Origin of the sequence: Streptomyces spinosus (assembly GCF_020400655.1) — a bacterium.
In the GTDB taxonomy this organism is placed as follows: Bacteria; Actinomycetota; Actinomycetes; order Streptomycetales; family Streptomycetaceae; genus Streptomyces; species Streptomyces argyrophylli.
In genome coordinates this window covers 34,567-60,199 of sequence record NZ_JAINRC010000009.1, presented here as the reverse complement: position 1 = coordinate 60,199, position 25,633 = coordinate 34,567, and the positions used below count along the sequence as shown (strand labels likewise).

The window sequence follows — 25,633 nt, the reverse complement described above, 5'->3', positions numbered from 1 at the left end:
CGTGACAGGGCCGGGCTCAGTCCCGGACGGCGCCGGACGGCCGCTCCTGCGCGTAGTCGCACGTGCCCTCCGCCCGGAACTGCAGGGCCGACCTGGTCACCTCCGCGCCGAGGCCGCGCAGTTGGTCCGCGACCGCCTGGTCGGTGAGGCGTCCGTCGCCGTCGAAGACCCGGGAGGACCGCGGGACCGCGAACACCAGCGGCACGGCCCAGCCGCGCAGCGACCGCACGATGAACTCCATCGCGTTGATCGCCTGCAGGCCCTGCACGCCACCGGCGGTCGTCAGCATCCCCACGGGTTTGTTGCTGAGGTAGGGCGGGTCGTGGTCGGCCAGGAGGGCGAGCCAGTCCACCGCGTTCTTGAACGCGCCGCTGACCGAGCCGTGGTACGTCGGGCTGCTCCACAGCAGGGCGTCGGCGGCCTCGACGGTGTCCGCGAACCGGCGGGCGGACGCCGGGATCCCGTGCTCGGACGTGTAGAACGGAAGAGCCAGCCGCTTGAGGTCGATCACCAGGGTGCGAGCGCCCGCATCGGCCGCCCCCTCGACCGCCACACACAGTGCGGCGAGGCTGGTCGACGGGGTGCGCAGCGAACCTCCCATTCCGACGACGAGCGGGCGCGTCATCCTGTCAACTCCTTCAGAGCATCTGCAGGGGCGTGGGCCCGCCGGGTGGCGGGAACGCCTCGTCGAGGACGTCGAGCGCCTCGGCGGGAAGGCGGAGGTCCACTGCGCCGCGGTTCTCCCGAACGTGGTCGGGTGATCCGGTACGCGGGATCGCGCTCACCCCCTGCTCCAGCACCCAGGCGAGTGCCACCTGGGTCGGCGTGGCTCCTAGGCTCCGGGCCACGGCATCCAGTGCCTCAACCTCCAGGAGCCGCCCCTGCTCGATCGGTGAGTAGGCCATGACCGTCACCCCGGCCTCGCGGCACCAGGGGAGAAGGTCCCACTCGATGCCGCGCCGGGTGAGGTTGTACAGCACCTGGTCGACGGCCACGGCGTCGCCACCGGGGAGGGTGGTCAGCTCGGCCATGTCGGCCACGTCCAGATTGCTCACGCCCCAGTACCGGATCTTCCCCGCCTCCATCAGGTCGGTGAATCCCGCCAGGGTCTCCGCAAGTGGCCACCGCCCTCGCCAGTGCAGCAGGTACAGGTCCAGCCGTTCCGTACGGAGCCGCCGCAGGCTGCGCTCGCAGGCGGCGACGGTGCCCTTCCGGTCGGCGTGGCCGGGCAGCACCTTGCTGACGAGGAAAACCTCCTCCCGGTGTCCGCGGAGGGCCTCCCCGACGAGCTCCTCGGCTGTGCCGTCGCCGTACATCTCCGCCGTGTCGACGACGGTCATGCCCAGGTCCACACCCAGCCGCAGTGCGGCGATCTCCTGTGCACGCCGGGCCGGGTCCTCGCCCAGGTACCAGGTGCCCTGTCCGAGCGCCGCGATCTCCTCACCAGAGGGCAGCGCGATCGTTCTGGCCGATTCCGCAGACATCTCCGGCCTCCCGTCCGCCGCGGATCCGTGTCACGCGGGCCCGCACCGGGTGCCCAGGTCCGCGCCTCCCAGACAGCGGTGTCGCATGCGCCGTAGGGAAGTCGGGCGGGGTCGCTCACCCGCGGGTGCCCGGGCGTCTCCCCGTGCGCGACGAGCCCCTGCCATCCGACCCGAACACGGACTGCCCGGCGGAGACGGTCCGGCAACGCAGGTCGAGAGCCCGGGCGCTCCAAGCCACCGGCGTGGCGCGGGCGGTGAAGGCTCCAGGGTCACCCAGCGGATTCGAGGGCCTGGGAGAAGTCCGTTCCGAGTTGCGACATCAGGTCGCTGAACTCCTTCTCGCTGATCGCTTCCCGGAGCACGGCCAGTACGGTCCGCACACCCCGGTCGGCCTCCTCCTCCTTGAGCATGGTGCGTTCGGCGACGCGCCGCACGCTGTCGTGGTGGCCGAAGCGCTCGATGCGGTCCGTGGTCCCCCGGCGCACCGGCTCCGCGAGGCCCTCGGGGAGTTCGGTGATCAGGTCCCTGGCCTCCCCGGGGCTCAGCCTGTGGGCCAGCGTCTCGAGCGTGGCCCAGGTCAGGTCCGCCGCCTCCTGCCGGCTCAGTCCGGTGCGCTCGGCGACGGTACGGACGAATTCCTGCTCATCCATGCGTCGTCCTCCTTCGCTGCTGTGTTGCGACGAACGGCGCGGACCCTGCAAGCCTCCCACACCGACCCGGGCCGCGCCCGCGCACGTCAGCACGTGTGAGCGGGTCCGGCCGCGGAAACCCGGGGTACCCCGACTCCGGGGAGGGGCCGCAACGTCAAGAGGTCCGCCCTCGCTCTGGGTGGCAGTGATCCCTTCGTCGTGTCGTCGTGTCGTCGTGCTGGACGATCAGAGCCTGGAGTGCCGCGCGTCGTACAAGCGCTTCATCGCCCTTGCCGACGTCCACGACGCCTTCGTCACCGGGGCGACGCTGCCGACACCACTCCCGCAGGCGTTCCGGCGAGGCGTCAGCCGGGCCCGCCCAGCACGATCTTCCACACGCGGGTCGCCACCTGGAGGTTCAGCCGGTCCTCGACGTTCGCGAGGTCGTGGCCGCTGATGTCGCGGATGCGCTGGAGCCGATAGCGCAGCGTGCTGCGGTGTATCGCGAGGGATTCCGCGGTCTCGTCGTAGTTGCCGCCCCAGTCGAAGTACCGGGACAGGGTCTCCACCAAGGTCGCGTGATGCCGGGAGTCGTAGTCGATGAGCTGCCCGAGCCACTCCTGGACGAACATCTCCAGTTCCCGGTAGTCGTTGCCGGGTCCCAGGATGCGGTAGAGGCCGAGCTCGTCGAAGAACGACGTGCCGTAGCACTGGCGGGAGTGGCGGCGCACGTCCAGGGCGCGCTGCGCCTCCTGGTAGCGGTGGGGGATGTCGTCCAGGCAGTCGGAGGGGGCGCTCACCCCGATCCTCCCGGACCGTGTGCCGGTCTCCCGGGCGAGCGCCTCGTACAGCGCGCGGGGGTGCGGCCTGTCGTCGGCGACCAGGACGACGTGGTCGGAGCGCCGGGTCAGCAGCGAGCGCATGCCCACGGCGGAGGCCGCCCGCCCCACGGTCTGTGCGAAGGAGTCGTCGGCGGTCCGGTTCGACCACTGCACCACCACGACGTAGTGACTGCGGTGCAGGTCGTGCCCGGCTGCCACGGACCGGGCGTAGGCGCTCGCCTCGTCCGTCCCTGCCAGGAGGTCGTCCACCAGCTCGCGGTGCAGCCTCAGCTCGGCTTCGGCCAGGTTGCGCAGGTACGTCAGCTCCGGGGCGAGTGACGCGGCAGCGTGTTCCAGCGCGAGCACGGTGTGCTCGTCGGCCTCGTCCCGGGCGTCGACCAGGGCCAGTACGCCCAGGATCTCGCCGTGCGGGCGGATCAGGGTGATCAGCCGGTCCCTTATCCGCACCGGCCCGGCCTGGCGGGCGACGGCGTGCAGCATCTCGTCCTGGCGCACCGGGTCCGGTTCGGGGTAGGGGACGGGGCGGCTGGGGCCGGTCCAGGACCTCAGCCGACCGAAGCGGTCCTCGATCAGCGCGGGAAGTCCGGTGAGCCCGTGCAGTGCGCGGGTGACGGCTTCCTCGCCGCCACCCGAGGCAGCGACGCCGGCCATGAGCGCGTGCACGCCTCGCTCGTAGCCCAGCTCGGCCACCACGGAGATCAGCTGCCGCTGGAGGGCCGTACGTTCGTTCCTCAGTCGGTGCAGCTCCAGCACGTCCTCGTGTCGGCGGCGATGTGCGAAAGCGACCGACAGCGCGGCAGCGGTGTACCGGACGAGCGTGGCGAGCAGAGATCGCTCGGCCTCGGTGGGCCGGGAGCGGGACGTCACCACGAGGTAGCCGTGGAGTCCCTCGAGTCCGCGTAGTCCCAGGGCTCGGCCCCAGGGCCTGCCGGGTACGGTCACGTTGCCGTCCTGCCCGGCCAGCTCCCGCACCCTCCGGCTCACGGACAGAGCGGGCATCTGCCCGTCCCTTGGACTGGGGACCAGGTCGCCGGCCACGTTGAGGTATCCGGCCTCGGCACTGTATGGCCCCGCGGCGGCTACGTTGTCCATGGCCAGGCGCAGGATCTCGGCTTCGTCCGAACTGCCGAACAGGGCGCGGGAGAGTTCGACCAGTTCGTGGAGGGCATGGTCGGCCGGGGCGCGAGCGGGCGGGCGGGGCCCTCCGCGCGCGGCCATGGGGTACGGCCCGGCGCCGCCCCGCGGAAGGCCGCCCTTCCGGCGGGCGTAGCGCCGGTACAGGCTGTGCGCCCGACTGCCGGCCATGGGACCACTCCGTCCCTCGAAAGCCTTCGATAACCGAGCGCCATGTCGCGTACCCGCTCACGGGCCGGCTACCCGAGTTGTGTACCCGAGTTGTGTGGATCCCTTCTCTCGTGCCCGTGGGGCGGCCCCCGCCGCATGGTCGGCCCCGCGCCCTCGGACGGGTCGCCCGCGACCTCGCCGGACGGATCAAGCCCGTCAAGGTCGACCTCACATGGCGCTAGGCGTCGTCCCGTTCGCCCTCGGCCTGGGACGGTTCGCTCCGGGGGACGTCCGGGTGCTGTTCCGTCGCGGTCCGCTCGCCCGTCTCGTCGCGCTCGCCCTCGGCCTGCGAGGGTGTACGCGAGTACCAGGCGTCGTAATCAGGGGCTCCGGATTTCATGACGGGCCTCCTTCGTCGCTCACGTCCATCCTCCCACCTTGTCCCGGGCCTCCTCGACGTGTCCCTTCCGCGACGTCGCCCCGACGCACCCGAGGGCATGGCCGATCGGGCGCCCGAAGGGTGTACCGCTCGGCGCGGCGACGTCCCCGGCTCGCGGAACACCGTGTCGGCGTCCGTCTCGCCCCTGGCCTTCAGGTAGGCGGCGAACACCGGGTCGGTGCCGGGCGGGGGCGGACTGTCCACGCTCGGGGATGCGCGATCGCGGCGTCAGGATCGTGCGAGCCGGGCCGCGAGATAGGGTGCGGTGGCGCTGCGGCGGGCCCTCGCCACCTTGGCCGGTGAGCCCGCCGCGACGACCCGCCCGCCCGCGTCGCCGCCGCCCGGACCGAGGTCGATGACCCAGTCGGCGGTGGCGATCGTGTCCAGGTCGTGCTCGACGAGGACGACCGTGTTGCCGGCGTCGACGAGCCGGTGCAGCTGTCGCAGCAGCAGCGCGATGTCCGAGGGGTGCAGCCCCGCCGTCGGCTCGTCGAGCAGGTAGAGCGCGTGCCCGCGGCGGGCTCGCTGCAGTTCGGTGGCCAGTTTGATGCGTTGTGCCTCACCGCCGCTGAGTTCCGTCGCGGGCTGGCCCAGCCGCAGGTACCCCAGCCCCACGTCGCGCAGCGTCTCCAGACTGCGGGAGGCGGCCGGGACGGCGGACAGGAACTCGGCGGCGGCGTCGACGGACAGCGCCAGTACGTCCGCGATGTTCTTGCCGCGATAGGTGACTTCCAGCGTTTCGGCGTTGTACCGGGCGCCTTCGCAGGTCGGGCACGGCGCGTAGGTGCCGGGCAGGAACAGCAGTTCCACCGCCACGAATCCTTCGCCCTGGCAGGTCTCGCACCGCCCTTCGGGCACGTTGAAGGAGAACCGCCCGGCCGAGTAGCCGCGCGCCCTGGCCTCGTCCGTCGCCGCGTACAGTTTGCGCACCGCGTCGAACATCCCGGTGTACGTGGCCAGGTTGGACCGAGGCGTCCGGCCGATGGGCCGTTGGTCGACCCGGACCAGCCGGTCGAACGACTCGACGCCCGAGGCGTCCTGGACGTCGACCTCCAGCTGCGCCTCGTCGGACTCCTCGGGCACGAGTCCGAGGTGGCCGCGGACGACCTCCGCGAGCACCTGCGTCACCAGCGTCGACTTCCCGGAACCGGAGACACCCGTCACCGCCGTCAGTACGCAGAGCGGTACGTCGACGGACACGTCGCGCAGATTGTGGCGGGAGACGCCGCGCAGGTGCAGCCAGCCGTGCGGGGTGCGCGGGTGGTGATCGAGGCGCCGGGCGCGCCCGAAGAGGTAACGGCTCGTGGCCGACTCCCCCACTTGCTCGAGCCCGGCGACCGGGCCGCTGTACAGCACGCGTCCGCCGCCCTCGCCCGCACCGGGGCCGATGTCGACCACCCAGTCCGAACGCCGTACGACGTCCATGTCGTGCTCCACGACGAACAGCGAGTTGCCCGCCGCCTTGAGGCGGTCCAGCACGTCCAGCAGCGGTTCCGCGTCAGCCGGGTGCAGGCCCGCGGAGGGTTCGTCGAGGACGTAGACGACGCCGAACAGCCCCGAGCGCAGCTGGGTGGCGATCCGCAGGCGCTGCGCCTCGCCGGGCGACAGGGTCGTCGAGCGGCGTCCGAGGCCGAGATATCCGAGGCCGAGGCCGAGGAGTACGTCGATCCGCGCGACCAGATCGCCGCAGATCCGGACCGCGACCTCGGTCGTCTCCCCGGATCGGGCGGTCGACGTGGTGGCGTCGGCCTCGGACCGCTCCGCCACAGGCCGCAGCAGCGCCACGACCTCGGTGAGCGGCATCGCGTTGATCTCGGCGATGGAACGCCCGGCGAAGGTCACGGCGAGTGCCTCGGGCCGCAGTCCGCTGCCGTGGCAGGCGGGGCAGGGCACACTCCTGACGAACCGGAGCGCCCGTTCGCGCATCTTCTCGCTCTTGGAGTCGGCGAGGACGTGCATGACGTGCTTGCGGGCGCTCCAGAACCTGCCCTGGTAGCCGTAGTCGACGCGGCCCTCCTCCGGCTCGACGTACACGGAGGGCTGCTCGTCCGTGTACAGCAGCCAGTCCCGGTCCTTCTTCCTGAGCCTGCGCCACGGACGGTCGATGTCGATCCCCAGACCGCTCACGACACTGCGCAGGTTGGCGCCCTGCCAGGCGCCCGGCCAGGCGGCGATGGCCCCCTCGCGGATGCTCAGCGAGGGGTCCGGGACGAGCAGGTCCTCGGCGACGTCGTGCACGATGCCCAGTCCGTGGCACTCCGGGCAGGCGCCGGCCGCGGTGTTGGGGGAGAACGACTCGGCTGCCAGCCGTGCGGCGCCGGGCGGGTAGGTGCCGGCGCGGGAGTACAGCATGCGCAGCAGATTGGACAGGGTGGTGAGGGTGCCGACCGTCGAGCGCGAGCTGGGCGACCCGCGTCGCTGCTGCAGGGCCACGGCCGGCGGCAGTCCGGTGATCTCCTGCACGTGCGGTGCGCCGACCTGGTGCAACAGCCTGCGGGCGTACGGTGCCACGGACTCGAAGTAGCGCCGCTGGGCCTCCGCGTAGAGCGTGCCGAACGCGAGCGAGGACTTGCCCGAGCCGGACACGCCGGTGAAGGCGACCATCGCGTCCCGGGGGACGTCGACATCGATGTTCCGCAGGTTGTTCTCACCGGCGCCCCGTACCCGCACGAAGGAGTCGGCCGCGTCCTTGTTCACCGTTCCTGATTACCTGATCGTGCCGCGAACCGCGCGACAGGCGCCGTCACCGGGCCCCGCCTACAGGGAGTGGGGAGTGCCGCACCGTGGACGTGCCGACCGGGCGAGCGCGAGGAGATCCGGCCGTACCGCCTGCGCCTGCCGGCAGGGGCCAGCGTGTCCAGCCGCGTCGGCGTTACCTCGGGGGCATCCTGTGACCAGGTGCGATCGCGGGGGCAGCCGACGACAAGGAGTCATGCGGGTGACGTCTCAGCACGTTACGGTCGTGGCCCTTCTGGCGGATCCCTATACGCCGACGGAGATCGCGCAGCGCCTGGCCCGGGTGCTTCCTGATCGGCTCGCCGACAGGTCGGGCCAGGGGCGACGGTTCGACGTCGAGGTGGTGAGTGAGCCCTTCACCGCGGGGACCGAGGACCTGTCCACGTTGACGCGCCGGATCATGGACCGCGGGAGCGGGGAACGTTGGGACATCGTCGTGGCCCTCACCGACCTTCCGCTGCACGCGCACGGGCGCAGGCTCGTCGCGGGGCTGAGTCACGCACACGGCTTGGCGCTGCTTTCCCTTCCCACGCTGGGGGCCTTCCGGCTGCACACCCGGGCCCGGCAGGCCGTGGAGGAAGCCGTGCTCAGTCTGGCGGGCCCGCGGTCCACCGGGCCTGAGCGGCCTTTGGGAAGTCAGTCGCCGCGGGGGCCCGGCACCGGTCGTCCCGCGCCCCTCCGTCCGGGGCGGACCGGTGAGGGGGAGATCGCCGATCTGCGGTACGTCGCCAGTGGGCCGCGCGGCTACCTGAGGGTGCTCGGCGGTATGGTCCGCGCCAACCGGCCCTGGCGGCTGGTGCCGGGCCTGTCGAAGGCCCTGGCAGCCGCACTCGTCACGGGAGCGGTCGCCACCGTGGACTCCACCGTCTGGAGCCTGGCCACCTCCCTGAGCACGCCCCACCTGGTGATCGCCATGGCCGGCTCCGTCGCGCTCATGACCGGCTGGCTGATCGTGGACGCGAACCTGTGGCATCGAACGGACGAGGTGTCGCCGGAGGCGGGGAAGAGGGCGGCCCTCTACAACGCCTCGACGGTCGTGACCGTGGGGATCGGGGTGGTCGTCTGCTACGCGGGTTTGGTGGTCGTCAACCTGGTGTGTGCGTTGTTCGTCCTCGACGACCGGATGTTCGCTTCCGCGACGCGGGCGCCGCTGCACGCCACGCAGTACTGGACGCTGTCCTGGTTCGTCGCTTCGGTCGCCACGGTGGGCGGCGCGCTGGGATCCGGTCTGGAGAGCGACGAGGCGATCCGGGCGGCCGCCTACTCCAAGCGTGAACAGGAGCGTCGCAGCGCGCTGCTGGGCGACCGCGTCGACAACGCTCCAGGTCGATACGGCTAGCGGGTGGCCTCGGTCGGAGACGTGCCGCCGGTTGGTGGTCGTCGGGGTCCAAAGATCGCGCTGATCGTCCGGTGCGTGGTTGTTTCGCCTCGGGGGTCGACGGGGACCCGCACGGCACGCCGCCGGAGCGCCGGAGCTCCGCCTGGCGGGGCCGGCGGCAGAGCGGCCGTTCCACCTGTTCCGGGTGAGCGGCCGGCGGAGGCGTGCCGGAGCCACGGCCACCGTCGCGGCGCCTGCGGGAGTCAGGCTCTTCGCGCGCTCTGACCCGGGGCCGCCGTGTCCGCTCCCCCGGACCGGGGGTGGCGATCTGCCCGTCCTCCGGAGCGGGGACGGGGGCAGTCGCCGCGTTCCGGCCGGACCCGAACCGACTACGATCGCCCGCGCTCCGGCCTGGGGGACGGACGGCGGACACCCGGCAGTGTCCGCGGTGGCAGCACCACCTCCAGCGGCTTCGGCCGCGGCCGGCCGGCGGGCCGTGCGGGAGGCTTCCTTGCGCGACGGCTGCCGCACCTCGACCAGGCCGACGCGACCCGGCAGGGCGTTCCGGCCAGGCGGACACCCGTGACGTGGCTGCGGGCCTTCGGGGAAGTCGTGCGATCCGGGCTCAGGATCGAGGAGACGCGGCTGGAGCCACTGCTCGCCCTGCGTGCGGCCGCCGGGGTGGCGATCGTCGTCGGGCCGGTGCTGTGGCTGGTCTCCCCCGCGTATGCCGCGTCCGCCGCCCTCGGCGCCTACTCCGCGGGTGGGGCCACCTTCCAGCGCAGCTGGCGTCCGCGCAAGGTGGTCGCGCTCGGCACGGGCGCGGGTCTGGCTCTCAGTACCTTCGTGGGCTATCTGGCGGCCGGGCGACTCGTGACGTTCCTGCCGCTGCTGGCCGTATGGGCCTTCGCCGCGGGAACGGCGTGGGCCGTCGGATCGACCGCCGGGATCGTCGCGGCGACGACCGTGGGCAGCATGCTGGTGACCATCACCTTGCCCACGAGCGCCGGGCGAGCCCTGGAGCACGCCGGGGTCATCGCGCTCGGGGGCGTGACGCAGGCCGTGCTGATCCTGCTGTTCCCGATCCGGCGCTGGGGAGCGCATCGTGACGCGCTCGCCGACGCCCTGGCCGCCGTGGCGGACTACGCCCGCCGACTGCGGCACGACCCGACGGCCCCGTTCGACCCGGAGCCGCTGATGACGGCACGGGACGCGGCTGCCGTGACGCCGTCACAGGCCCGCACCCGTCCCCCCGTCCTGCACGGCCCCCGGGGGCTCGCCGAGCGCATCCGGCCGGTCGTCGCCGCACTCGCCGACCCGGACGTCGGCGCCCCGGCGGAGGGACCCGGGCGGGACCGCGCGCGGGAGTTGCTCGACGCCGCCGCCGACGTCCTGGACGCGGCCGCGCGTTCGATCCGGCGCGGCACTCCCGCCGAGGTGCGGCCCGAGAGCATGGACGTCCTGCGCGTCGACGAGGAGCACGAGGTGCTGGAGGGCCCCGCGCGGCAAGCCGCCGAACGGCTCGTGGAACTGCTCGGCGAGGCGTTGGAGATCGCCGGGAGCGGCTGTGCGCGCGGGACGGCGCCTGCGCCGTCCGGCCTCGCCGGCGCCCAGTTCCTGGTGCGCCCGACCATGCACCGGCTGGTCCCGGTCGTCGTCCGGACGGTCCGCCGTGAGCTCCGCCGGGACTCGCCCGTGTTCCGGCACGCCGTCCGCCTGGCGGCCGTGGCCACGCTCGGCTATCTGATCGCCGCCCGGCTGCCCCTCGGCCACGGCTACTGGGCGCCCATCGCCTCGGTGATGGTGATGCGGCCGGACTTCCACCGGACGTACGCGCGTGCGGTGGCCCGTCTCGCCGGGACCCTGGCGGGGGTCGCGCTCGCCACCGGCGTGGTGCGGGCCCTGGGCCCGGACGCCCATGTGTCCGGCGCGCTGGCGGTGGTCTCGGCGGGCCTGTCGTACACGCTGAACCGTACCGGCTACGCCTACTCCCAGTGCTTCACCGCCGCTTACGTCGTCTTCCTGCTCGGCATGGGCGGCCAGGCATGGGAGCAGACGGTCCCGGAGCGGGTGGTGCTCACCCTGCTCGGCGGGGCCCTGGCGATGCTGGCGTACGTGGTGTTCCCCGCGTGGGAGGCACCACGGCTGCCGGGCCGGCTCGCGGACTGGCTCGCCGCCAACGGCCGTTACGCGGCCGCGGTGCTCCGCGACTACGCCGAACCGACCCGTGAGCATCACGCCGACATGCGCCGGGCGCTGCTGGAGAGCAGGGAGGCACGTGCAGCCTGGCAGGAGGCGTACGACCGGGCAAGGCAGGAACCGGTCCGCCCCCGGGGTCTGACGTGGCGCGAGGCGGAGGAGGCGCAGGAGGCCCTCAAGGGGTTCGGCCGGGCAGCCATGCTCATGGAGAGCCACGTCCCGCGGGCCGGCAGCCGTCTCGTCCCCGAGGCGGAGCGGTTCGCCGAGGCCCTGGAGACGGACACCGAGAAGGCGGCAGTCGCCGTGCGCGAGCACAGGAACCCGGACTGGGGGCGCGTCAAGGAGGCGCTCCACGCGTGGGAGGGCACAGCCGTCGGCACCGGGAGTCCGGTCGTGCGGCGCGAGGCGGAGCTGGAGAAACGGGCCTTGGAGGACCTTTCGACGGCCGTGAGCCGCACCCCCCTGGAACGGGACGTCGGCTCTGCTCGCGAGGACCAGCGGGTGCGGGCGACCGTGGCTGCGGAAGGTAACGGACCGCGGCCCGCGCACCGGGGTGGGTGACGGCGCGGCGGCAGCGAGCGCCGCGCCTCCTGGAACGGACACGGTCTCCCGGCCGCGTCGAGACGGCGGCGTCGGCGGGCGGCACGGTGACAGCGGGCAGCCTCCCGGCTCCTGGAAGGCGGCTCCCTGCCTGCTCCGTGCGGGCCGAGGGCGGTCTTCACGCCGCATCGGCAAGTCTGCGACTCGAATGCCTTCATGACGACCGGACCCCGCGCGGCGGTCATGCGTCGGCGTCGGACCGGTCGCCGTTCCCAGGGCTGTTGCCGGCCCGCATCGGCAGCTGCAGCCGCCGACCGCCGCGGTGAGCCCAGATGTCACCGAGGACGACCTGGATGATGCCGGTGACGGGAATCGCGAGCAGGGCGCCGAGTATCCCGGCGACTTCGGTGGCGATCAGGATGGCCAACAGCACGGTGAGGGGGTTGAGTCTGACCGTCCGAGACAGGATGACCGGTTGCAGGAGGTGGTTCTCGGCCTGCTGATAGACGACGAAGAAGACGACGGCACCAATGCCCGCCGGCAAGGAATGGACGAACGCCACGGCAGAGGCGACGACGGCCCCTATGGTGGCTCCCACCAAGGGAATGAGGTCGGTCACGGCGACGAAGAGGGCCAGCAGGCCGGCGAACGGCACTCCGGAAACCAGCAGCACGACGTAGGTCAGGAGCCCGCAGATGACGCTGATCAGCAGGTTTCCGGTCAGGTAACCGTTCACCGTGCGGGCGCACGCGGCTCCGACGCGGCGTATGCGGGCCGCGGGCGCCTCGTCCACGAGCGACAGGGACCGGTCTATGGCCTTGGGACCCTCCAGCACCATCAGGTAGGCCAGGACAAAGATGGTGAGAGCCCCTGCCACGGTGGTCGCGGCACTGCGAACGAAGTGCAGGGCAGGCGTACCCAGCCCCGTGGCGAACGCGCCGATCCGTGCCTGATGGCGCTGGACGAACCGCAGGGCGTGGGTCCGCTCCAGCAGGTCTCCGACCGGCCCGCGGCCGGCCCGGGCGTCGTTGATCATCGCGGGCAGACGACCGGCGAACCGGCCGGCCTCCTCGGCCAGGGGGATGACGAACAGCGCGATCACCGCGCCGACGACCGCGGCCGTGGCCAGAAAGACCAACAAGGTGGCCACCGACCGCCGGCACCGCGGCACCCGTCGTTGCAGCGCCTCGACCGCGGGATGAAGGGAGACGGCCAGGAACAACGCGATGACCGCCCAGATCAGGACGCGGCGAGCCTGCACCACCAACGCGATCACGACGTAGGTGGCGAGCACGAGACCGATGGTGGCGAGGATGGTTCGCACCGGAACCGGACGCGTCGCCATGGGCACTGGGTGCCCAGCGGCGGTCTCGGGAAACGAGGAGGCCTTCTCCCGCGGGGAGGCTTCTCCCGTGCCTGTCACAGGTGTGTTCCCCGTGCGGATACCGAGGCCGGGCCGCACGCTGGTGCCGTAGGCCGTAACCGTCGAAGGAAGTGTCGTGATGGCCGTGGCCGCGGGTGTGATCACGGTGGTCCCGCTGTCGCCAGGCACGTGCGCCGGGCCGGTGCGTGCGGCTCGGCGGTACGTGCCGTGACCGAGAACGTGCCGTGACCGAGAACGTGTCGCGCCCGGCGACCGGCGTGCGACGGCCCTGCCTGATCGTCAATCCGCGCTCGGGCGGAGGAAAGGCGAGCCGTTTCCGGATCGCGGAACGAGCCCGTGCGCTCGGAGCCCAGGTTCTCGTGATCGATGATTCCCTGCCGCAGGACCTGGCGACGGTCTCGCGACGCGCGGTGGCTGACGGTGCGGATCTGCTCGGGGTGGCCGGCGGAGACGGCACGCAGGCTCTCGTCGCCGGGGTGGCCGCGGAGAGCGGCCTGCCTTTCGTGGTCGTTCCGGCGGGTACCCGGAACCACTTCGCCATGGATCTCGGCCTGGACCGCGACGACCCCTCGGCCGCGTTGGACGCCCTCACGGACGGCGTCGAACTGCGCGTGGATCTCGGCTACGCGGGCGAGCGGGCGTTCGTCAACAACGTGTCGTTCGGAGCGTATGCCGCCCTGGTGCGGGACCCGGCCTACCGGGAGGACAAGATCGGCACGATTGTGCGGATCCTCCCGGAATTCCTGGCGCGCCACGAGGGCCCGGAGCTGGTGGTGCGCGTGGGGCTGCTCACTGTGGACCGGCCGGATGCCGTGCTCGTGAGCAACAACCCCTACCAGGTCGACCCGGCCGGATTCGACAAGCGTGCGCGGCTCGACTCCGGTCTCCTCGGAGTGCTGGCCGCCAGAGCGGAGACGCCCGCCGATACGGCCGCCGGACTGCGAGGCGGGCAGTCGCACGGGCTGACCCGGCTGGCGACGCCCGAGGACGTCGTCATCTACGCCGATGCCCCGCTCGTCCCCGTCGGACTGGACGGCGAGGCCGTCACCCTGCGGACTCCCGTGCGGTGCCGGATCAGTCCCGGGTCGCTGCGGGTCTGGGTTCCTCGCGATCGGCCGGGCGTCGCGCCCGCCGGACGGCGACCGCCGGGATGGGCCGTCGTCCGGCGCGCGGCCTCACTGGAGAAACGTGCTCGGGCCTTGATCCGCCGTCGCTGAGCCGATGCCCGAGCAATCCGCCGGCCGATCAGTGCTGGGGGTGCGCACGCGCGTGGAACAGGGGGCGCCGCTGGGTGGCCGTGCCGGGAGCGAGATGACCGATCTCGACGCGTGTCCTGATCGCGCGGATCACCTCGGTGAGGCCCAGGACTATCGCCATGACGCCCACCACCAGTGTGAGTGTCGCGATGGAGGCGAACGGCAAGACGATCATCACGATGCCTGCCATCGTGCCGATGATGCCGAAGGCCACGTGCCAGCCGCGCGCCGGCATGGTCTGGTCGGAGGCCGCGGCGGCAGTCTCCATGGTGCCCCTCAGGAGCCAGCTGAAGCCGATCCACAGGGCGAGCAGGAAGACCGATTCGAGCGTGCCCCCGAAGCAGATCAGTCCCAGCAGGATGGAGGCCGCGCCGGTGGCGAAGTGCAGTACGCGAAGATGCCCAGGGACGTGGGTGCCGAAGGCGGCGGCGAGCTGGAAGACACCGGTGACCAGCAGGTAGACACCGAAGAGCACGCCGATGACGCGAAGCGTCGCACCGGGCCAGACCAGCGCGACGACGCCCAGGGCGATGGCGGCGAGACCCATGGTGAACAGGAACTGCCAGCCCAGGTTCGCCAGTGCGGTCATGCCTCCGGCCAGGGGACCCTCTTGCGGCTCGGTGCCGTGTGAGGGAACGGAGCCGGAGGAATGCGAAGGAGCTGTCATGGCACCTGCCTCCTTCTCGAAGCAGCGTCGACACATCCGTATGCCTCCATCCTCACTCGATCAGCCTCGGACCGCTCGGTGGAGAGAGCTGGGGTTTTGTGGTGCATGAGGTGATCCGGCAACCAGGGCCGAAGGGGCCGCGCAACCGCCCCGTCCGGGGCGTTTGTGCGGCATGCTGCGCGGGTCGATGCTTGAGGTAGAGCGTGTGCCAGCCGACCGGGGCTCGCGAGAACGGACGTGAGATGAAGACACCATCGAACGGGCCCGGGGCTGGTGGCGCGGGTGATCCGCTGGGGCTCACCCGGCCCGTCACCGTCATACTGGATCACAGTGGAGTGGTGATCGGCTGGAGTCCGGAGGCGGATCGGCTGCTCGGCTACCGGGCGCATGAGATCCTCGGTCGTCCGGTCGACTCCGTGTCGGCGCGGGCCCCCGCCGAGGAGGGCGGCGCATGGCCCAGCCCTGAGTGCACCTCCCACCGTGTCCGCGAAATGACGTTGCGCCACCGCTCCGGTCGTCTCGTGCGGGTGGCCGGCGAGTGCCGCAGCCTTCCCGACACGGCCGTCGGCCCCGCCACTGTGCTGCTGCTCACGGATGCCGGCCGCTTCGCGGAGTGGCGGCTGCAGCAGGCGATGCTGCACGGAGTGGCAACGCAGTCTCCGGTCGGCCTGACGATCTACGGCACCGATCTGCGGGTGGCGTGGGCGAACCACGCGGCGCGGCTGGAACTGCCCGGGCCCTTCTCGCAGTACCTGGGGCGCAGCGAGGACGAGCTGTACCCGGGAAGCCAGGTGCTCTCCGCGCAGTATCCGTCCTCGGTCACACAGGTCATGCGCAGGGTGCTCGACACGGGGCAGAGCGTCGTGGGTCTGCACTACCGGGGCTGTCCCCCGGCGGATCCCGGCCGTGAACACGTCTGGTCGCTCTCCTACTACCGGTTGCAGGACGAGGAGGGACGGCCGCTGGGGGTCTGCGAGGAGTCCGTGGACGTCACCGACCTCCACCGGGCCCAGCGGCGGCTGATCCTGCTGAACGAGGCCAGTGCCGTGATCGGCAGCACGCTCGACCTGGAACGGACCGTGCAGCAACTGGCCGAGGTCCTGGTGCCACGGGTCGCCGACTTCACCGCCGTGGACCTGATCGACGCGGTGCTGGCCGGCAGGGAACCCTGCTCCGGGGGTGCCGGCAGGCCCGGCGGGCTGCGCCGGGTCGCCCACCGCTCCGTCCGGGAGGATCTGCCCGAGGCGGTCGTCGTACCGGGACACGAGGTGGACTACCCCGAAGGCTCACCGCAGTGGCAGTGCCTGTCGACCGGGGCGCCGGTCCTGAACGCCGTCCTCGACCCCGCCAGCCCCTGGCTGCTCGACGACCCTGCCCGCAGTGCGCGCATGCACAAGCTGAACATCCATTCCCACATGGTGGTTCCGCTCCGGGCCCGAGGAATCATCATGGGCGTGGCCACGCTCATGCGCTGGCGCGATCCGCTCGCCTTCGCCGCCGAGGACCTGCTGCTGGTGGAGGAGCTGGCCGGACGTGCCGCCGTCTGTATCGACAACGCGCGCCGCTTCCACCGCGAGCGCAGGTCCGCACTCACCCTGCAGCGGAGCCTGCTGCCTCGCGCACTGCCCGCTCACGCGGCAGTGGAAGCCGCCTACCGGTACCTGCCCGCGGACACCGAGGCCGGCGTCGGCGGCGACTGGTTCGACGTGCTGCCCCTCGCCTGTGGCCGCGTGGGACTCGTCGTCGGCGACGTCGTCGGCCACGGCATCCGCGCCGCGGCCACGATGGGGCGCCTGCGTACCGCGGTGCACACCCTGGCCGATCTCGATCCGGCGCCGGAGGAACTGCTCTCCCACCTCGACGACCTGGTCGGTCGCCTGGCCGAGGAGGCGGAGGCAGCGCATCCGTCGGGAGCCGAGGGCGTGGTCGGCGCCGCCTGCTTGTACGGTGTCTACGACCCTGTCACCCGCCGCGCCACCTTCGCCCGCGCAGGCCAGCCGCCGCCGGCGCTCGCCCACCTGAGGCAGCCGGTGGAGTTCCTCGGCATACCGGCCGGACCGCCCCTGGGCACGGGCTGGCTGCCGTTCGAGTCGGCTGAGGTGGACATCCCGCCGGGCTCCGTTCTGGCCCTCTACACCGACGGCCTGCTGACGGCCTCCGACGGTGACACGGACACCGGGCTCGAACGGCTCAGCTTCGCCCTCGCTCACCCCGACCGTCCCCTGGAGGACATCTGCGGCACCGTGGAGCGCGTCCTGCTGCCCGACCGCCCCCGTGACGACGTCGCCTTCCTCGTCGCCCGGCCACGGCCGCTGCCTCCCGAGAACGTCGCCATGTGGGACCTGGCCTTCCAGCCGGCGTCCGCGCCAAGAGCCCGCACGCTGACCAGGGAGCGCCTTGCCCAGTGGCGGCTGGACGACCTGTCCTTCCCGGCGGAACTGATCGTCAGCGAACTGGTCACCAATGCCATCCGGCACGCCTGCGGCCCCGTCGAACTCCACCTCATCCGGACCGAGAACCGACTCGCCTGCGCGGTGTCCGACCACAGCAGCACCTCCCCGCACCTGCGCCGGGCCAAGGCCGGTGAGGAAGGAGGTCGCGGCCTGTTCCTGGTGGCCCAGTTCGCCCTGCGCTGGGGAACCCGCTACACCCAGGACGGCAAGATCATCTGGGCGGAGCTGCCCCTCCCGTACCCGTGAGCAGCGAGGCCCGGTCCGCGGCGGCGGGCACGCTGCGCCACGACCGGGTGCGGGGCACGTCAGGGAGCGGCATGCGTCAGGGGGGCCGCCGCGCAGGCTTCCGCTCAGCGGGGCAAGCCTGCGCGCGCGGTGAACACACACATGACCTGACGGACCTGTCGCGTCACGAGGCGGTGCGGTGGCGAAGGGCGTCCAGGGCCCGGTCGACAGGGCCGAGGATCGGCGCGGCCAGCTTGTTCGCGGCCTCGTTGTTGACCCACCGGTGCGGCCGGGTCGGGGCGTACGCCTGGGTCAGCTTCACCTCGGCGCCCAGCATGCGCAGCCGAGACAGGCTGACGGCCTTGCGCAGCGCCTGGAACTCCTCGCGCTCCTCACGCGCGGCGTGCCGGGTGACCGCGCGCCTGACCTCGTTCAGGCGCCGCAGGTATCCGGTCCCGTGGGGTCCTGTGCGCCAGAGCGCGACCAGCAGTTCCTTGGCCTGCTTCTCCTCGGCGCGGCGGCGGGCCGCCAGCTCACGGCCGTGGTCCAGCGCGCGGCGCGCGACGGGATGCACGTGCGCCTCCTCGGCGGCCTCGTGGACGGCGAGCAGGCGCATCAGCCGGTCGAAGTTCCGGCGGCGCCACGGGCCGGGAAGGGCGGCCCGGAGGAAGCCCAGCTTGATCTGCCGGTGCTGGCGGGTGAGCACGTCCACGACGTTCTCGCCGCCTACGGCTGCCAGCGCCCGCCCGGACCAGGCGGAAACGGCCGGTGCGGCCTTGGCCGTCGCCTTTCCCGCGAGCAGCGGCGCGGTCGCCGCCTTCTGCGCGGCCTGCTTCGTCAAGGTGCCCATGTCGGTTCCTCCTCACTGCTGTCTCAGCGGTCCTGGGTACCCCCGCCTGCCACACCCACGCGCGGGGCGCCTGCGGTACGGCAACCGGCGGTGAGCGCGACACCCGGCCGGCTGAGCCTGGTCCTGGTACCGGTCCGTCGAAGCGGGCTTCTCGTCCGCGCCGGGGGAAGAAAAGGAAACCCCGGGCGCGCTCGGCGCGCAGTCGACGCGCAGGGCAGTGCCCGGGACGTACTCGGCGAGGGCGGATCTCGCCGGCAGCACCTGGGCCGCCCGGCGCAGGTCCGCGACCACACTGAGCCGGGACTGGGTCCACCACCGGTCCTCCAGCTCCCACAAGCCCGCGTCGGGCCGCGCCCAGTTGCGCTCCACCGCGTCCACCGTGACCGTCATGGCCCGCTCGGCCTCCCGGGTGAGACGGTCGTGGTGGGCCGCGGCGGCGAACAGCTGCAGCGCCTCCCCGAACGGACCCGCAGGGCGTCGGCGTACGGTGGCGCGGTGCCCGGCTGTCCCTGTTCCGTGCCGCCGGGCCAGGGCCCGCTCCACCGGCGTGGGTCCGCTCCCGTGACAGCCGGTCCGCCCGGCCCGGGGGCGACCGGATACAGTGCGCTGGAGGGAGCCCGGTCAGGGAGGGGAAGCGTGACCGACACCAGCGAAACCCGGCCCGCCGAGAGTGAGGCGCGAGCGACTCGGCCCAGCCTGCTGTACCGCCTGATGCGCTACATCCCGTTGATCGCCCCCGTCCTGCTGTGGGCCGTGCCCTGCTGGGTGCTCCTGTACACGGGCCAGCACTGGCCGCTGCCCGTCACTCTGGCCGGCACCGCCCTGTGCGCCCTCGGCCTCGTCGGGATGCCGCTCGCGATGGTGCGCGGGCACGGCCGGCGTCAGCAGGACCGGGCGGCGATCGTCGGTGACACCCTGCTGGGCACCAGCTGGGTCCTGTTCACCTGGTCCGTTCTGCTCGGCGTCCTCCTGCGGCTCGCCCTGACCCTGGCCGGCGCCGGCGAGAGCCAGGACCGCGCCCGTGTCGTCACGTGGGCCGTCCTCGCCGTGACCGCCGTACTGCTCGTCTGGGGGTACGCCGAGGCCCGCCGCGTACCGCGCGTGCGCCGACTCGACGTGCGACTCCCCCGACTGGGTGCCGGGCTGGACGGCCTGCGCGTCGTCCTCGTCACCGACACCCACTACGGCCCCCTCGACCGCGCCCGCTGGTCGGCGCGGGTGTGCGAGACGGTGAACTCCCTGGAGGCCGACCTGGTCTGCCACACCGGTGACATCGCGGACGGCACGGCCGAACGCCGCCGCGCCCAGGCCACCCCGCTCGGCACCGTGCGCGCCACCCACGCCCGGGTCTACGTCACCGGCAACCACGAGTACTACAGCGAGGCCCAGGGCTGGGTCGACCTGATGGACGAGCTGGGCTGGGAGCCGCTGCGCAACCGCCACCTGCTGCTGGAGCGCGGCGGTGACACTCTCGTGGTCGCCGGCGTGGACGACGTCACCGCCGAGTCCTCCGGCCTGGCGGGCCACCGCGCCCATCTCGCCGGAGCCCTGGACGGCGCCGACCCCGGCCTGCCCGTCCTGCTCCTGGCACACCAGCCCAAGTTCGTCGACCGGGCGGCAGCCGCCGGCATCGACCTCCAGCTCTCCGGCCACACCCACGGCGGCCAGATCTGGCCCTTCCACCACCTGGTCCGCCTCGACCAGCCCGCCCTCGCCGGCCTCAGCCACCACGGCACCCGCACCCTGCTCTACACCAGCCGGGGCACCGGCTTCTGGGGGCCGCCGTTCCGCGTCTTCGCCCCGAGCGAGATCACCCTGCTGGTGCTCCGCGGCCCGCACGCGCCCACCTCGCCGTAGCATGGGGCCGGCCGACACCCCCTGGGCGAGGGACGGCCGCCGTCACAGCCATGTCCCGTCGCGCATGCCGACTCTCCCGCGCAGTTCCGGCTCGCCGCGCCAGGCACGCACAGTCCTCGGGACCACGCGTACGTACACGAAGGAACCCTCTTCCCGGCGTGGGTCCCACCCGAACTTGCCCGCGAACGCCTCCGCCGTGTCCCCGGCCACCTCCCGGTCCGGGAAGCACTCCGCTTCACCCTGGAGGAGCACCACGTCGAAGGTGTCCGGCAGCGCCAGGCGCACGCGCGGCTCTTCGCGGACGTTCCGCGCGGTCACGGACGTCGCGCCGGTGCACATCCACACCGCGCGCCCGTCCCACAGGAACCACAGCGGCACCTGGTGCGGCCCGTGATCAGGGTGGGCCGTCGACACCCATACGTCCCGCTCGGCGTCGAGCCGCCGCAGAACGTCGCGTCTGCGCTCGGCCGTTCCGCGACGGACGAGTCCCGTGGTCTCCATGACGACCGACCCTAGCCGGACGGGCGCGCAGCGCGCCTGGGGCGCGGGACCTACTCCCGGCGACCGATGGGCGGCGGGAAGGACCGGTGGGCTTCCGCCTCTCCCCCGGTCACCGGCCGGGCTCCGCCGGTCACTCGCCGAAGGTCGTGGGCGCGGCGCGGGCGACGTCCGCAGGAGCGACGGGCTGGACGAGGAGCGGGGGACGCGCCGGCGATCGTCGGCAGCACGGGGTGCCGGACCCCGGCGCCGGCGATGCGCACGACGGGTTGTGCTCTGTCACCCGGCGCTCACTCGGCCCAGGGCTGGAACCCGGTGTCCAGGACGCCTCCGAGCGCGGCGCGGAGCCGGGCGGCCTCGCCCTGCCCGTAGCTCTCCTCGAACCGGGACTGCACGGTTCGCCAGTACGGGAGGGCGGCTTTCATCCGGGCGAGGCCGTCCTCGGTGAGGGTGACGACGCGCGCCCTGCGGTCCGTCGGCGAGGGTTCGACCGTGACGAGGCCCTCGCGGGCGAGTGGCTTGAGATTGGTGGCCAGGGTGGTGCGGTCCATGGCGATCATCTCGGCCAGGCTCGTTATGGTGACCTTCTCCTGGGTGCTCAGCTTCTGCAGGATGCTGAACTGCGTCGCCCGCAGACCCGTCGGTGCGAGCGCCTTGTCATAGGTGGCACCGAGGTACCGGGCCGCCTTGCGCAGGGCGAGGTTGTTGCACAGTTCGACGGTGTCTGTCTCGGGGCGGGTCATGATCTCCTCCGGATACCGGGATCCGCCTACGAGTATATGCGCCTAACATCCCTTTCACCAGACAGGAGGTGTCCGGCCGGTGGTGGCCCCACGCGCTCGCAGACCGTCGCTGCTTCCGCCCCGGCTGAGAGACGCCGCGCGGCGCACCCTCGGCGGGAGCACGGCCAGGGCCGGGCGCGCGCCGGCAATGGTCCGGGAAGGGTGGTTCCGCGACGGGTTCAGGCGGGCGGTTCCGTGCCGGCCTGCCGGCTGACCATGTACCGCGCGTACCAGTCGGGCCAGTCGGAGTCCTTCGTGCCGGTACGGGACTCGTGCTCCTCGTGTGCCGCCGCGGCCCGCCGCAGGGCACTCGCCAGGTCGTCGGCCGAGGAGAACGAGGTGACCGCGGGATCCAGCCGCCCCGGGAGCCGGGTGGTGACCTCCTGGAGGAACCAGCCGTTGCCGTCCGGGTCGCTGAAGGTCAGGTAGGAGCCGTAACTGCCGCGTTTCGGGTCGGGGCCGGGCACCCGGGCCTCGGTGCCCGCGTGGTGGAAGACCCCGCCGGCGTCGTGGAACACCTCGCCCGGGTCGGCCCCGCGCCGCGTCAGCTCCTCATGGGCGGCCTCGATGTCGTCGACGACCAGGTACAGGCCCTGGGCCGAGCCCGGGGGCCGGTCGGTGACCGCTGAACCGAAGATGACCGACGCCGGGGAACCGGGAGGCGTCACCTGCACCACCCGGAAGTTCTCTTCGGGGGCGAAGTCCGCGTCGAGCCGCCAGCCGAGTCCGGTGTAGAAGTCCTTGGCGCGGTCGACGTCGGCCACCGGCACCACCACGAGCTCCAGTTTCATGTCCATGACTTGTGCTTCCCTCTCGGTGTCTCAGTGGGTCACGAGTTGCTGGCCGCCGTCGATGTCGTACGTCGCGCCGGTCACGGCGCCGTTGGTCATGAGGTGCAGTGCGAGGGCGGCGACGTCCGCCGGCCCGACCACCCGGCCGATGGGCAGCGTCCTCCTCAGCTCCTCGCGGCGCGCCTCCAGCCGGTCACCGAGGAGGGACGCCGACAGGGGGGTGTCCACGAACCCGGCCGCGATCAGGTTGACCCGGACGGGGGCGACCTCCAGTGCCAGGTTGGCGGTCAGCGCGGGCAGCGCGGCGGTGAGGGCACCCGTCACGGCCATCCCGGCGGCGGGCCGGCGGCCACCGGTGCCGCCGACGAACAACAGCGTCCCCCCGGCCCTGACCTTCTCCCGGCTCGCCCGTGCCACCGCGAGCAGCATCGCGACGCGCCCGCCGAAGTCCCGCCCAGCGTCGGTCAGGTCGAGTTCGGCGAGGGGGGTGTACGACGGGCTGCCCGCCGTGACCATCACGTGGTCGACCTGCCCGGGCAGCTCACCGAGGAACCGCTCCAGACGGTCGGTGTCCCGGGCGTCGAACGCGGCGGTGCTCCGCGGGCCCAGTTCGTCCGCCGCCCGTCGCAGACGTTCGGCGTCACGCGCCACGAGCACCAGTTCGCCGCCGGCCGCACGCGCCTGGCGCGCGGTCTCCAGGCCGATGCCGGCGCTGCCCCCCACCACCACGACCGTCTGCCCGGCCAGCCTTCCAGGCGTCCCGACCGCTCCTTCCCCGGCCACGCTCACCGCGCATCACCACCGTTTCCGCCCGGTTCCCGTACGCCCTCGCGCCCGGCGCCCTCGCCGCTCCCGCCGTCCACGATGGCGACGAACTCGTCCGTGGTGAGGACGGCGTGGGCGTACAGCGGGGCGTTGATGTCGAACGTCGCTGTCATCTCCTGCCAGCTGAAGGCGGCGATGGCGTCACGGACGAGGGTCACGTGGTACCCCAGCTCCTGGCCGAAGCGTGCGGTGGTGTCCACGCAGGTGTTGGCCCGCATGCCGATGAACAGCAGGTTGCGGATGTCGTGCTGCTTGAGCAGGAGGTCCAGGTCCGTGTTCGCGAAACCGCTCGAAGCCCAGTGCCGCAGCGTGACGAACTCACCCTCGCGGGGCCGGAAGTGGGGGTGCCACTCGGCTCCCCAGCTGCCCGCGGCGAAGATCTGGTGCTCGACGATGCGCTGCTGGGCCGGGGACAGGTGGTCCCACGTGACGTAGTCCTCCGGCGTCGTCTGGTGATGGGGCACGATGAAGACGCGGAAGCCCCGGCCGCGGGCCGTGGCGAGCATGGTGCGCATGTGGCCGAGCAGGCCGACGCCTTCCACCACTTCCCTCCCCCGCGGCCACAGCTTGCCGCCCTCGGACAGGAAGTCGTTGTACGGGTCGATGATCAGGAGGGCGGTTCGGTCCGGGGGGTATTGCGCTGCAGAGGTCTCAGGAGTCATGGACGGTTCCCATCCGGCCGCGCACAGGCAGATGCCGAGCCGGCTGCCGCGGGCCACGGCTCGGAATCCCCAGTCTGTCACTCGTCCCGCCGGACGGCATCCGCGCCGACGGGCGGGTGGGCCGGACCGGGGAGGCGTCGGCCGCGGAAAGCGGCGGGCCGCGGGGGCGGCCGCCCGGGGACCGTCCGTCACCGTGAGCGGGCTCCCCCGGCGAAGCCCCCGTGCCCTAGTTTGGCGCGGGAAGCGTCACCCGAGCCGGAGGAGCGACATGACCGACGTTCTGAGCCGACGGGCACTGAACCGGGCCGTCCTGGCCCGGCAGTTGCTCCTGGAGCGGGCGCGCATGTCCGTGGCCGGGGCCGTGGAACACCTGCTCGCCCTCCAGGCGCAGCAGCCGGGTTCGCCGTTCCTCGCCCTGTGGAACCGGCTGGCCGGATTCGGCGCTGACGACCTGCGCACGGCCCTGGAGAAGCGGGAGGTGGTCCGGGCCACCTATGTCCGGGCCACCTTGCACCTGCTCACCGCCCGCGACTACCTGGCCTTCCGCGCCCTGGTGGAGCCCTCCCTGGCAGCCGCGGCGGCCGGCGTCACCAAGCGGATCGCCGGCCCGGAGATCGACCAGGAGCGCCTGGTGGCCGTCGCCCGTGGCGTCCTCGGCGCCGGGCCGCTGGACTTCGCGGCGATCCGGGAGCGGATGCGGCGGGAGTTCCCCGGCGCCGATGAGCGGGCGCTCGGGTACCACGTGCGCATGCGCCTGCCGCTGGTCATGGTGCCGACGGCGGACCGGTGGGCGTTCCCCGCCTCAAGCGAGGTGACCACGGCCGGATCCTGGCTCGGCGCGGAGCCGGCCGAAGAGAGCTCGGCGGAGGACTTCGTCCGCCGCTACCTGGCCGCCTACGGCCCGGCCGGCCCCGCCGACCTGCGCGAGTTCGCCTGGCTGAGGGCGGCGGACGTGTTCGAGCGGCTCGGCCCGGAGCTGCGCACGTTCACCACCGAGGACGGCCAGGTGGTCCACGACCTCCCCGACGCGCCGCGCCCCGGTCCGGACACGCCGGCGCCGGTCCGCCTGCTGCCGGAGTTCGACAGTCTGGTCCTCGCCCACAAGGACCGCAGCCGGATCGTCCCCGCCGAGCACCGGCCCCGGCTCATCACCAGGAACCTGCGGGTGCCGGCGTCCTTCCTGTGGGACGGGTTCGTCGCCGGGACCTGGGCGACGACCCGGCGCAGGACGGCGGTGACCCTGACCCTCACCCCGTTCGGGCGGCTGCCCGCGAAGGCCGTGCGGGAGCTGCGTGCCGAGGCCGAGCGGGTCCTTGAGTTCACCGACCCCGGCGTCGCCAGGCGGGACGTGGTCGTGGCGCCGGCCGGATGAGCCCGGCGGGCGGTTCTCAGGACCGGACGCGCAGGCCGTGGTGGCGGTCGGGGTTGACGACCGTGGACAGGCCGTTGAGCAGCAGGCGCGTGCCGCCGCGGAGGTGGGCGGCGTCCTGGGTGCCGTCGCCGGTCGGCACGAGCCAGGTGTACTGCTCGGTCCAGGTCAGGCGGGAGCCGGCGGGTTCGTCGGCGAGTTCGACGGTGACCAGGGAGATCCAGCGGCGGCTGCCGTCGACCTCGGCCTCGTAGACGTAGACGATCCGGGTGTCCGGCACGATGTCCAGGAACCGGGAGCGGTAGGCGAGGTGTTCCTCGGTGTCTCCGGAGACGAAGACGTTGCGGGCGGTCTCGCCGGCGCCGACCCGGAAGTCCAGTTCGTGCCGGGCCGTGGCGGAGCCGCCGGGGAGGCGGAACCAGCGGCGCCGCAGGGACGCGTCGGCGAAGCCGCGGAAGACCTCGGACCGGGGCACCGTGAAGTCCAAGTCCAGGGAGAACGAGCCGTGTTGGGCACTCATCCGGCGAACCTAACACGCGCGGC

Annotated in this window: 21 protein-coding genes; 6 read left to right on the top strand and 15 right to left on the bottom strand. The window is 72.6% G+C overall.

Features of this window, described 5'->3' with window-relative positions:
* Positions 1-16: 16 nt before the first annotated feature.
* The 6 genes from LG395_RS18230 to uvrA form a co-directional block, all read right to left on the bottom strand.
* Complete coding sequence (locus LG395_RS18230) at positions 17-625, bottom strand: NADPH-dependent FMN reductase (RefSeq protein ID WP_225810468.1); 609 nt, start codon at positions 623-625, stop codon at positions 17-19.
* Between the two features lie 13 nt (positions 626-638).
* A complete protein-coding gene (locus LG395_RS18225) occupies positions 639-1,484 on the bottom strand; it encodes an aldo/keto reductase (protein ID WP_225810467.1) in 846 nt (281 codons plus the stop codon).
* A gap of 269 nt (positions 1,485-1,753) precedes the next feature.
* Positions 1,754-2,134: a DUF2267 domain-containing protein gene (locus tag LG395_RS18220; protein WP_225810466.1), complete on the bottom strand. Its 381-nt coding sequence runs from the start codon at positions 2,132-2,134 to the stop codon at positions 1,754-1,756.
* 344 nt (positions 2,135-2,478) lie between these two features.
* A complete protein-coding gene (locus LG395_RS18215; RefSeq protein ID WP_225810465.1) occupies positions 2,479-4,260 on the bottom strand; it encodes a PucR family transcriptional regulator in 1,782 nt (593 codons plus the stop codon).
* Between the two features lie 217 nt (positions 4,261-4,477).
* Entirely contained in the window at positions 4,478-4,639 is a 162-nt protein-coding gene (locus LG395_RS18210) for a hypothetical protein (protein ID WP_171150657.1), read from the bottom strand.
* A gap of 267 nt (positions 4,640-4,906) precedes the next feature.
* Positions 4,907-7,375, bottom strand: a complete 2,469-nt coding sequence (uvrA, locus tag LG395_RS18205) for an excinuclease ABC subunit UvrA (RefSeq protein WP_225810464.1) — start codon at positions 7,373-7,375, stop codon at positions 4,907-4,909.
* 235 nt (positions 7,376-7,610) lie between these two features.
* Between uvrA and LG395_RS18200 the strand changes: the two genes are divergently transcribed.
* Together LG395_RS18200 and LG395_RS18195 are read left to right on the top strand one after the other, a co-directional pair.
* The gene (locus LG395_RS18200) at positions 7,611-8,753 is read left to right on the top strand and encodes a hypothetical protein (RefSeq protein ID WP_225810463.1); all 1,143 of its coding nucleotides are present in this window, start codon (positions 7,611-7,613) and stop codon (positions 8,751-8,753) included.
* A 561-nt stretch (positions 8,754-9,314) separates the two neighbouring features.
* Positions 9,315-11,492, top strand: a complete 2,178-nt coding sequence (locus tag LG395_RS18195) for an FUSC family protein (RefSeq protein WP_225810462.1) — start codon at positions 9,315-9,317, stop codon at positions 11,490-11,492.
* A gap of 220 nt (positions 11,493-11,712) precedes the next feature.
* Here the strand turns inward: LG395_RS18195 and LG395_RS18190 are convergent, their stop codons facing one another.
* Positions 11,713-12,816, bottom strand: a complete 1,104-nt coding sequence (locus LG395_RS18190; protein ID WP_225810461.1) for an AI-2E family transporter — start codon at positions 12,814-12,816, stop codon at positions 11,713-11,715.
* Between the two features lie 263 nt (positions 12,817-13,079).
* Here LG395_RS18190 and LG395_RS18185 point away from each other — a divergent pair, with 263 nt between their 5' ends.
* Positions 13,080-14,072 carry a diacylglycerol/lipid kinase family protein gene (locus LG395_RS18185; RefSeq protein ID WP_308071274.1) on the top strand — a complete coding sequence of 331 codons (993 nt, stop codon included), beginning with the start codon at positions 13,080-13,082 and terminating at the stop codon, positions 14,070-14,072.
* Between the two features lie 28 nt (positions 14,073-14,100).
* Here LG395_RS18185 and LG395_RS18180 read toward each other — a convergent pair whose 3' ends face one another.
* Positions 14,101-14,778: an HdeD family acid-resistance protein gene (locus LG395_RS18180; protein ID WP_225810460.1), complete on the bottom strand. Its 678-nt coding sequence runs from the start codon at positions 14,776-14,778 to the stop codon at positions 14,101-14,103.
* A gap of 338 nt (positions 14,779-15,116) precedes the next feature.
* On the opposite strand from LG395_RS18180, the gene LG395_RS18175 reads away from it, so the two are divergent.
* Entirely contained in the window at positions 15,117-17,477 is a 2,361-nt protein-coding gene (locus LG395_RS18175; RefSeq protein ID WP_225810459.1) for a SpoIIE family protein phosphatase, read from the top strand.
* 163 nt (positions 17,478-17,640) lie between these two features.
* Here the strand turns inward: LG395_RS18175 and LG395_RS18170 are convergent, their stop codons facing one another.
* Positions 17,641-18,306: a hemerythrin domain-containing protein gene (locus LG395_RS18170; protein WP_171150660.1), complete on the bottom strand. Its 666-nt coding sequence runs from the start codon at positions 18,304-18,306 to the stop codon at positions 17,641-17,643.
* Between the two features lie 636 nt (positions 18,307-18,942).
* Here LG395_RS18170 and LG395_RS18160 point away from each other — a divergent pair.
* On the top strand, positions 18,943-20,163 hold the full coding sequence (locus LG395_RS18160) for a metallophosphoesterase (protein ID WP_171150661.1): 1,221 nt from the start codon (positions 18,943-18,945) through the stop codon (positions 20,161-20,163).
* 42 nt (positions 20,164-20,205) lie between these two features.
* Here the strand turns inward: LG395_RS18160 and LG395_RS18155 are convergent, their stop codons facing one another.
* The 5 genes from LG395_RS18155 to LG395_RS18135 all read right to left on the bottom strand — a co-directional run bounded on the left by LG395_RS18155 (position 20,206) and on the right by LG395_RS18135 (position 23,721).
* Positions 20,206-20,664: a pyridoxamine 5'-phosphate oxidase family protein gene (locus LG395_RS18155; RefSeq protein WP_225810458.1), complete on the bottom strand. Its 459-nt coding sequence runs from the start codon at positions 20,662-20,664 to the stop codon at positions 20,206-20,208.
* A gap of 287 nt (positions 20,665-20,951) precedes the next feature.
* Positions 20,952-21,404, bottom strand: coding sequence for a MarR family winged helix-turn-helix transcriptional regulator (locus tag LG395_RS18150; RefSeq protein WP_171150663.1), 453 nt, complete (start codon positions 21,402-21,404; stop codon positions 20,952-20,954).
* A gap of 218 nt (positions 21,405-21,622) precedes the next feature.
* Positions 21,623-22,240, bottom strand: a complete 618-nt coding sequence (locus LG395_RS18145) for a VOC family protein (protein ID WP_308071273.1) — start codon at positions 22,238-22,240, stop codon at positions 21,623-21,625.
* A gap of 24 nt (positions 22,241-22,264) precedes the next feature.
* Positions 22,265-23,017 carry an SDR family oxidoreductase gene (locus LG395_RS18140; protein ID WP_225810649.1) on the bottom strand — a complete coding sequence of 251 codons (753 nt, stop codon included), beginning with the start codon at positions 23,015-23,017 and terminating at the stop codon, positions 22,265-22,267.
* Between the two features lie 2 nt (positions 23,018-23,019).
* On the bottom strand, positions 23,020-23,721 hold the full coding sequence (locus tag LG395_RS18135; protein WP_225810457.1) for a cysteine hydrolase family protein: 702 nt from the start codon (positions 23,719-23,721) through the stop codon (positions 23,020-23,022).
* 268 nt (positions 23,722-23,989) lie between these two features.
* On the opposite strand from LG395_RS18135, the gene LG395_RS18130 reads away from it, so the two are divergent.
* Positions 23,990-25,093: a winged helix DNA-binding domain-containing protein gene (locus tag LG395_RS18130; RefSeq protein ID WP_225810456.1), complete on the top strand. Its 1,104-nt coding sequence runs from the start codon at positions 23,990-23,992 to the stop codon at positions 25,091-25,093.
* A 16-nt stretch (positions 25,094-25,109) separates the two neighbouring features.
* Here the strand turns inward: LG395_RS18130 and LG395_RS18125 are convergent, their stop codons facing one another.
* Positions 25,110-25,610: an SRPBCC domain-containing protein gene (locus LG395_RS18125; protein WP_171150667.1), complete on the bottom strand. Its 501-nt coding sequence runs from the start codon at positions 25,608-25,610 to the stop codon at positions 25,110-25,112.
* Positions 25,611-25,633: the final 23 nt, after the last annotated feature.